This window comes from Vicinamibacteria bacterium, from assembly GCA_035620555.1.
Taxonomy (GTDB): domain Bacteria; phylum Acidobacteriota; class Vicinamibacteria; order Marinacidobacterales; family SMYC01; genus DASPGQ01.
Genome location: DASPGQ010000832.1, coordinates 1 through 4,003 on the forward strand (window position 1 = coordinate 1; position 4,003 = coordinate 4,003).

At 63.0% G+C, this 4,003-nt stretch carries 3 protein-coding genes; all 3 read left to right on the forward strand.

Annotated elements, in window-relative coordinates; all coding sequences use genetic code 11:
* A partial coding sequence (locus VEK15_33035) for a CRTAC1 family protein (GenBank protein ID HXV65568.1) occupies window positions 1-1,406 on the forward strand: 1,406 nt, incomplete at its 5' end.
* Window positions 1,403-2,794: a tetratricopeptide repeat protein gene (locus tag VEK15_33040; protein ID HXV65569.1), complete on the forward strand. Its 1,392-nt coding sequence runs from the start codon at window positions 1,403-1,405 to the stop codon at window positions 2,792-2,794. The genes VEK15_33035 and VEK15_33040, both read left to right, overlap by 4 nt.
* A 279-nt stretch (window positions 2,795-3,073) precedes the next feature.
* A partial coding sequence (locus VEK15_33045; GenBank protein ID HXV65570.1) for a carboxypeptidase-like regulatory domain-containing protein occupies window positions 3,074-4,003 on the forward strand: 930 nt, incomplete at its 3' end.

Below are 4,003 nucleotides of genomic sequence, written 5' to 3' on the forward strand. Positions count from 1 at the left end.
GAAAGCGCAATCGACTCTTCCGCCAGGGAAGCGACGGACGTTTCGAGGACGTCACCGAGGAGGCGGGCGTCGGTGACACGGGTTACGGTATGGGAGTTGCGGTGGGCGACATCGACAACGACGGTCTCGTCGATCTGTACGTGACGAACTACGGGCCCGACGTTCTCTACAAGAACGAAGGAAACGGAAGGTTCCGAAACGTCACCGCCGAATGGGGGATCGGCGGCGATTTCTGGTCGGCATCGGCGACGTTTTGCGACTACGACGCCGACGGCACTCTCGATCTCTACGTCACCCACTATGTGAGCTACGATCCCGACAAGGGCTGCACCCACGCGGATGGAAGCATCGATTATTGCTCGCCCCAAGTGTTCCCCGGCACGTCCGACGTGCTCTATCGAAACGACCGCGGTCGTGGCTTCGTCGACGTGTCCGCCGAGGCCGGTTTGCGCTCGGTGCGGTCGCCGGGTCTCGGCGTGATCTGCGCCGACCTCAGCGGCGATGGAAAGCTCGATTTCTACGTGGCGAACGATGGGGAAGCGAACCAGTTCTGGGTCAATCAGGGTGATGGGACGTTCACCGACGACGCCCTGCTGCTCGGTGTCGCTCTCGGGGGTGACGGACAGCCCGAGGCCGGCATGGGAATCACGGTGGGAGACGTCGATTCCGACGGCGATCTGGATTTGTTCGTAACCCACATCATCAACCAGACGAATACGCTCTATCTGAATCAGGGCGCGCTCGGTTACGACGACGGCACGATGAAGTCGGGTCTCGCCGCCCCGAGCCTGGCAATGACGGGATTCGGAACCGGATTCCTCGACTTCGATCACGACGGGGATCTCGATCTCGCCGTGGTCAACGGTCGGGTCCAGCGACATCCTCCGCTCGGCGCGGCAAGGATGTCGGCCTACTGGAACGCTTACGCCGAGCCGAATCAGCTCCTCGAGAATCGGGGCCGGGGTGATTTCGTCGACGTCAGCGCCGACGCGGGGGACTTCGGAACGCCGGTCGAGATCAGTCGCGGGCTCGCTTTGGGCGACGTCGACGAGGACGGGGATCTGGATCTTCTCGTGATGAATACCGCGGCGAAGGCACGGCTCTACCGGAACGACACCGTAAAGAAAGGGGACTGGCTCCTGGTTCGGGCCATCGAGAAAGAGTCGAAGCGGGACGCGCACGGAGCCCGCGTCACCGTGACGGCAGGCGGGAAGAGCACTGTCCGCATCGCGACCCCCGCTTACAGCTATCTCTCCAGCAACGACCCCCGCGTCCACTTCGGTATTCCCCGTGGAGCTTCGGTGGAGAGGATCGAGATCGTCTGGCCCGGTGGCATCAAAGAGCGGTTCGGCGGTGTTCCGACGAATCAGGTTGTCGTTCTCGAGCGAGGAAGCGGTATCGAGTGACGAGCCTCGGGGGCCTGAGCCAGTGGAGGAGCAGAGCAATCGCGTGCTCCGTCACCTGGGCAATCCTGGTGGCCTCGTGTCAGGAAGCTCCCTCCATCCCCGACCCCGACACGTCGGGCATGGAGGCCCAGGTCGCCGCGAAGATTGCGAGCCGTCGTCGACACCTCCAGCAGGAGATCGACTCGGCCGAGCGTTGGGGCGAGCTCGGGATGGTCTTTCACGCCCACGAGCTCTACGCCGAAGCTGCAACCAGCTATTCCGAGGCTCGAAGGCTCGCGCCGGACGAATATCGCTGGCCCTACCTCGAAGCCCAGTCGCTGAAAGAGCAGCGCGAGGCCGAGCGGGCGCTCGAGTCCGTGGAGGCTGCCCTGGCAAGGGAGCCCAGCTACGCGCCGCTGTTCGCGTTGAAGGCGGCGCTCCTCGAGCAACTCGGCAAGTCGGAAGAGGCGCTGACAGCTTACCGGAGCGCGCTCGAGGTCGACGCGGATTGCGCCCTCGCCCACTTCGGAGTGGGCCGGCTCACACTGGGAACCGAAGAGGGCCTCGAGCATCTCGAGCGTGCCGCCACTCTCGAGCCGGAGGCCGGGGCGATCCAGGCGCTCCTCGCACGCGCGTATCTGCAGGCCGGCAACCGCGAAGCGGCTACGCGGGCCGCCGCGCTCGCGCGAACCCTTCATCCCGAGGTACCCCTCGACGATCCCGTCATGGCGGCCGTCCTCGAGGAAGCGGTCTCGGTGTCGGGCCTCCAGAGCCGAGCGGTCGAGGCGGAAGCCCGAGGCGAGCCGCATCGGGCAGAAATGCTATTGAGAAAGATGATCGAGTTGCGCCCCGAGGATGCCAACCTCCCCTATAACCTCGCCAACAACCTCTCGCGGCAAGGGCGCTTCCAGGAGGCCGAGCCCTACTACCGAGAATCCCTTCATATGGACCCGAATCACGTCGCGGCCCTCATCAACCTTGGGATTCTCCTCAGCCAGCGGTCGCAATTCGTCGAAGCGCGAGAGTTGTTTGAAAGGGCCCTCGCGGCCGATCCTGAGAGCAGCGGCGCGCTCGCCAGCCTGGGAAAAGTCGCCGCTCTCCAGGGCGACATCACGGCGGCGATCGGCTACTTCGAGCGAGCCCTCCGGCTCGACCCCGCGAACGTGGAAACCTATCGCGCGCTCTCACAGGCGCTTCAGTCCATGGGCCGCCGCCGCGAGGCCATGGCGCCGCTTCGAAAGGCGCTCGAGATCGAGCCGGCCCGGGGCGAGCTCCATTTCGAGCTGGCCGTTCTGCACGCGCAGGAGCACGAGTTCGACCGCGCGCGGGAAGAAGCTCTGGCTGCTGAGTCCCGCGGTTTCCCGGTGCCTCAGGACTTCATGAGAGCCCTTCCAACTTCGAGAAACTGAAACTCCTCGAGTCAGCTTTCCGCTCCCAACTGCAAGAAAATGCGTCGAATCTCACAAATTCTACGATCAGAGGTCCAATTAATGGGATGTACATCCAAAAGATTGAATCATAGACTCCGTCGAGAGGTGGGCCAAGGAATCAAGAGATCGCATAAGATAATTGTTTGCAATAGATTAGGATAGTCAGCCCCCGTTCCGTCTCATGGCACGCTCATTGCTCTCGCGAGTTGAGGCATGATGTTTCTTTTCGACTGACTGTAAGAAGGAGGGCACCGTCATATGACTCGTAAAATCTTCTTCCTCTCCTTGGCCAGTCTGCTCGTCGCAGCTCTCGCCTTTCCTCAGGCACAGAGCTACGGCAGGCTGGAAGGAGTGGTGCGGGACGCGCAGGGGCTCGTTCTGCCCGGCGTCACGGTTACGCTAACCGGGTCGGCCGTCATGGGGGGACGAACCGCCACGACGGACGTCGACGGAAGCTATCGCTTCCTGGCGCTTCCGCCTGGAAGCGACTACACCCTGACGTTCGAGCTGTCGGGCTTCCAGAGGGTCACCCGCGAAGCGGTCGTCGTGACGACCGGCAGCACCTTCTCGATCAACCAGAATCTGGAGCTGGCGACGGTGGCGGAGACGATTACCGTGACGGGCGAATCCCCGGTCGTGGACGTCAAGACCACCGGTATCTCGTCGACATTCGACAACGTCGCTCTCGATGAGGTCCCCTCGGCGACCGACATGTGGGCTGTAATGCGGCAAACACCAGGAATCCGCATGCGCGGCTACGACGTGGGCGGAAGCCACAAGAGCCAGCAGACGGGCTACGAGAGCTTCGGCGTCCGCGGTCAGAACCGGGTCATCAACGACGGCATCAACACGACCGAGGGTACCAGCGCCGCCGGCGGGTACTATGACTACTACGCCATCGAGGAGTTCCAGGTCTCCGCTCAGGGCGCGGACGTCGAGATGTCGACTCCCGGCGCCCACGTCGTGGCAACGACCAAGAGCGGGAGCAACTCCTTCTCCGGTCTGTACCACATCGACTGGGAAGACGAGAGCTTCATCGCCGACAACATCGACCAGGATCTGATGGCGCGCGGAGGAACGTCGGCGCCGGTTCGACTCTTCTGGGAAGGCCACGCTGATTTGGGAGGTCCGATCATCAAGGACAAGCTGTGGTTCTTCGGCGCTTACAATCATTTCAAGATCGATCGG